Origin of the sequence: Dolichospermum lemmermannii CS-548, from assembly GCF_028330815.1 — a bacterium.
Classification (GTDB): domain Bacteria; phylum Cyanobacteriota; class Cyanobacteriia; order Cyanobacteriales; family Nostocaceae; genus Dolichospermum; species Dolichospermum lemmermannii.
This window is the reverse complement of the sequence record NZ_JAQMTJ010000127.1, coordinates 1-4,489: the sequence shown is the minus strand read 5'-3', so window position 1 is coordinate 4,489 and position 4,489 is coordinate 1. Positions and strand designations below refer to the sequence as shown.

Sequence of the window (4,489 nt, the reverse complement as noted above, 5' to 3'; positions counted from 1 at the left end):
TTTTGGCAATGACCGATAATTTATCTTCCAAATGCTTCGCCCCTACTGACAACTAACAACTGTACGGGCGAAGCATTTGGAGAACTATTTTTGGCAATGACCGATAATTTATCTTCCAAATGCTTCGCCCCTACTAACAACTGACAACTGACAAAGGACAATTAAATGAGTGTGTCTGCTGATAGTATAAGAGAATTACTGCGTTCTGACAATTTAGGCGATCGCTTGCGTGCAGTCAATCAAATTCGGGAACTAGAACCACAAATCGGTTTAGAATTAGTCCAAATTGCCATTCAGGATAAAAGTGCGCGTGTGCGTTATTCGGCCGTAAGTCAAATGGATACCCTGGGAACACAGGATTTACCATTATCCTTGAATATCCTCCGGGGTTTACTTCATGATCCAGAAGCAGATGTTCAAGCAGCCGCAGCAGACTGTTTAGGTGCGCTAAAACTACATGACGCTTTTGAAGACTTGCAACAACTTTACCAAGAAACACCAGAATGGCTGGTACAGTTTAGCATTATTGCGACATTAGGAGAATTAGGAGATCCGCGAGCCTTTGAATTGCTTACCCAAGCACTGGCTTCCGATAATGGCTTAATTCAAACTGCGGCCATTAGTTCCTTTGGTGAATTGGGAGATCCAACAGCAGTTCCTCTCCTAGTTCCATACAGCACTAATCCAGATTGGCAAGTACGTTACAGAGTAGTACAAGCTTTAACTCGTTTGGGTAGTGATGAAGCTAAATCTATTCTAGCAACCTTGGTAAATGACGAAGTAGAGGCAATTGCCAAAGAAGCAAAAGCTGGTTTGCAGTTAGTTTAATTTGGTAGTTGCGTTTACGTAATCAAGCGCAACTGCTCACCTAATTTTGGCAAATAGCTTAATTTTTGATTCATACAAAAACTCTATCTAAGTTAAAAAACCAACCATCAGCTTATATTACTACTGACGACTATTTCTGTGAGTCAGTGAATTCTGCTTAGTGAATAGTCCTAAAAAAGTAGTACATTGAAAAGTGCATCTAGTAGCATTAAAATCTTGATTAAATCACCTGTGCGGAAAATCGTTATTGCTGGAAACTGGAAAATGTTTAAAACCCAGGCAGAATCCGCAGAATTTTTAAGCGGATTTTTGCCTCACCTGGAGGAAACCCCCTTAGAACGAGAAGTGGTATTATGTCCTCCCTTCACCGACTTAAGCCTGCTGTCCAAATCTTTACATGGTAGCCGTGTAAATTTGGGCGCACAAAACGTCCACTGGGAAGAACATGGAGCATATACAGGCGAAATTGCCGCCCCCATGCTCACGGAAATCGGTGTGCGTTTTGTCATTGTTGGACACAGTGAAAGACGGCAATTCTTCGGAGAAACTGACGTAACTGTCAATCTCCGTCTTAAAGCCGCCCAAAAGCATGGACTCACACCCATTCTTTGCGTTGGGGAAACTAAACAACAACGAGACGCAGGGGAAACAGAATCAATAATTAGCAACCAATTAAAAAAAGACTTGGTAGATATTGATCAAACTCACCTAATTATTGCTTATGAACCAATTTGGGCAATTGGTACTGGTGATACCTGTGAATCCAAGGAAGCAAATCGGGTAATTGGCTTAATTCGCAGTCAATTAACTAATCCCCTAGTTCCTATCCAATATGGCGGTTCAGTCAACCCGAATAATATTGATGAAATTATGGCACAACCAGAAATTGACGGCGCTCTCGTTGGTGGCGCTAGTCTAAAAGCTGATAGTTTTGCCAGAATTGTCAACTATCAATAATGGGGATTGGGGATTGGGGATACATCAATTAAAAGTTAAAAAATTTCATGTCTAACAACTTAACTATCCGAGATCACTGTTTTACCTGGGGAAAGCGGACTTATCTCATGGGAATTTTGAATGTCACCCCGGATAGTTTTAGTGATGGTGGTAAATTTAACACCACCTCAGCGGCTTTAACCCAGGCACAAGCAATGGTTTCGGCTGGTGCTGATATTATTGATATTGGTGGACAATCAACCCGTCCAGGGGCAGAACAAATATCCCTAGAAGCAGAACTTGAGCGGGTGCTATCTGTCTTGGAGTTGCTACGTCCAGTTATTGATATTCCTATTTCTATAGATACAACTAGAGCAGAAGTAGCCAAAGCCGCAATTACCGCTGGAGCAGATATAGTTAATGATATTTCTGCTGGTACATTTGACCCCCAAATGTTGCCAACTGTTGCTAGTTTAAATGTGCCGATTGTGTTAATGCACATCCGAGGAAAACCCCAAACTATGCAGAAATTCACAGATTATGAAGATTTAATTCCTGATATTTATCAATTTTTATCTCAGAAAATTACCGAAGCTACACTTTTGGGAATTGACAAAAATAAAATAATTATTGATCCTGGTATTGGTTTCGCTAAAAACCATGACCAGAATTTAGAAATTTTTCGCCGTTTAGAATCATTAAAAACACTCAATTCTCCAATTTTGGTGGGAGCATCTCGTAAAAGTTTTATAGGTCATATTCTTAATCAACCAGATCCGAAAGCACGGATTTGGGGAACAGCCGCAGCTTGTTGTGCGGCCATTTTTAATGGTGCAGATATCCTCCGAGTTCATGATGTTCAAGAAATGCAAGAAGTTACTTTAGTAGCAGATGCTATTTATCGTGAAGGTTAGGAGTCAGGAACAAGAAAGAATATAGAAACAGAAAAAGGGGTTGATGTTTAGAGGTTGTTTGATAGCGAAGCGTGGCGTTAGCCATAAAGTATTAGATGAAACCCATAATCTCTAAAAACCTAACCCTCCTGCCCCCTTCCCTACAAGGGAATGGGGTTTTCAAAGCCTCTCCCCTGCAAGGGGAGAGGTTTGGAGAGGGGTCAATTTATACTTCTAATTTGGGATAATTTATTTCTTGGAACTCCCTTGCGGTAAATCATTCAATTCATCCACGTCTGGTGTTGGCTTCACAATTTGTAGACTTTTCGACAATTATAAGGAAAATATGCTGAAATTTACTTATTGTTTATCTCCCGAATTAAATTAAGAGTAGACTGATATTCGGCTGTTTTTCCTTGTTGTTGAAATAGTTCAGATGCTCTTTGCAAATCGGCAGTAGCCCCTTTTTCATCGCCTGATTCACGACGAGTAAGACCTCTATTTAAGTAGCCTTGTGCAAGATTAGGATTAAGACGTAAGGCTTGGTTGTAATCTTCCATCGCCTCTTTCACATTTTCTAATTGACTGCGGGCATTACCTCTGTTTATATAGGCTAATGCAATATTAGGATTAATCTGTATAGCTTGGTTAAAATCATCAATCGCCCCTTTCAAATCTCCTGATATAGCAAGGGCTGTACCTCTGTTTATATAGGTTATATAGGTTTTTTCATCATTAGGATTAAGACGCAGGGCTTGACTGTAATCTTCAATCGCCCCTTTTATATCTCCTGATGCACGGCGGGTAAGACCTCTTATTATATATACTTCTGCAACATTAGGATTAAGACGCAGGACTTGATTGTAATCTTCAATTGCTCCTTTTATATCCCCTGATTCAGCACGGGCAAGACCCCGATTACTGTAGGTTAGTGTAAAGTTAGGATTAAGTCGTATGGCTTGGTTAAAATCTTCAATCGCCCCTTTCACATCTCCTGATTCACGGCGGGCATTACCTCGGTTACTATAGGCTAATGCAAAGTTAGGATTAATACGTATGGCTTGGTTGTAATCTTCAATCGCCCCCTTCACATCTCCTGATGCACGCCGAGCTGCACCTCGGTTGCTGTAAAATTCTCCATAGTTAGGATTAATACGTATGGCTTGGTTAAAATCTTCAATCGCCCCCTTCACATCTCCTGATTCACGACGGGAAACACCTCGGTTACTATAGGCTAATGCAAACTTAGGATTAATACGTATGGCTTGGTTTACATCTTCAAGCGCCCCTTTCACATCTCCTGATTCACGGCGGGCATTACCTCGATTATTGTAAGCTCCTGCAAAGTTAGGATTAATACGTATGGCTTGGTTGTAATCTTCAATCGCCCCCTTCACATCTCCTGATTGAAATCGGGCTTCACCTCGGTTGATGTAAGCTCCTGCAAAGTTAGGATTAATACGCAGGACTTGGTTTAAATCTTCAATCGCCCCTTTCAAATCTCCTGATTTACTGCGAGCTTCACTTCGCTTCAAGTAGAATTCTGCATCTTGAGAATTAACTTGTACTAACAGTAATCTTGATTCTCTTCCTGACTCTAAAATATTCGGTACATTTTGAGCATCAACTTTAGGGCTATATAATATTGCTCCTAACACAAAAACCAAACTTGTTAATTTTGATAATTTCATTTTGTTTTCCTTCTTCAATTAAGAACTTTTCAGATTTATCAATACCTTCGCTATAGTGCAAAACATGAGAATTGCTACTAATAACTGCTACTTGAGATGAGGTGTAAATGCTAACTGGCTATCAACCGCCACCACCACCGC

The 4,489-nt window shown here is 40.5% G+C and carries 4 protein-coding genes; 3 read left to right on the top strand and 1 reads right to left on the bottom strand.

The genetic code is table 11. The features are described from left to right. Positions 1-165: 165 nt before the first annotated feature. The 3 genes from nblB to folP all read left to right on the top strand — a co-directional run bounded on the left by nblB (position 166) and on the right by folP (position 2,678). Entirely contained in the window at positions 166-828 is a 663-nt protein-coding gene (gene nblB / locus PN450_RS08585; protein WP_015080064.1) for a phycobilisome degradation protein NblB, read from the top strand. A 231-nt stretch (positions 829-1,059) separates the two neighbouring features. Continuing rightward, positions 1,060-1,785: a triose-phosphate isomerase gene (tpiA, locus tag PN450_RS08580; RefSeq protein WP_271836016.1), complete on the top strand. Its 726-nt coding sequence runs from the start codon at positions 1,060-1,062 to the stop codon at positions 1,783-1,785. 47 nt (positions 1,786-1,832) lie between these two features. Beyond that, entirely contained in the window at positions 1,833-2,678 is an 846-nt protein-coding gene (gene folP, locus PN450_RS08575; protein WP_271836015.1) for a dihydropteroate synthase, read from the top strand. Between the two features lie 335 nt (positions 2,679-3,013). On the opposite strand, the gene PN450_RS08570 is transcribed toward folP, so the two are convergent. Then, entirely contained in the window at positions 3,014-4,348 is a 1,335-nt protein-coding gene (locus PN450_RS08570; RefSeq protein WP_271836014.1) for a tetratricopeptide repeat protein, read from the bottom strand. Between the last annotated feature and the right edge of the window lie 141 nt (positions 4,349-4,489).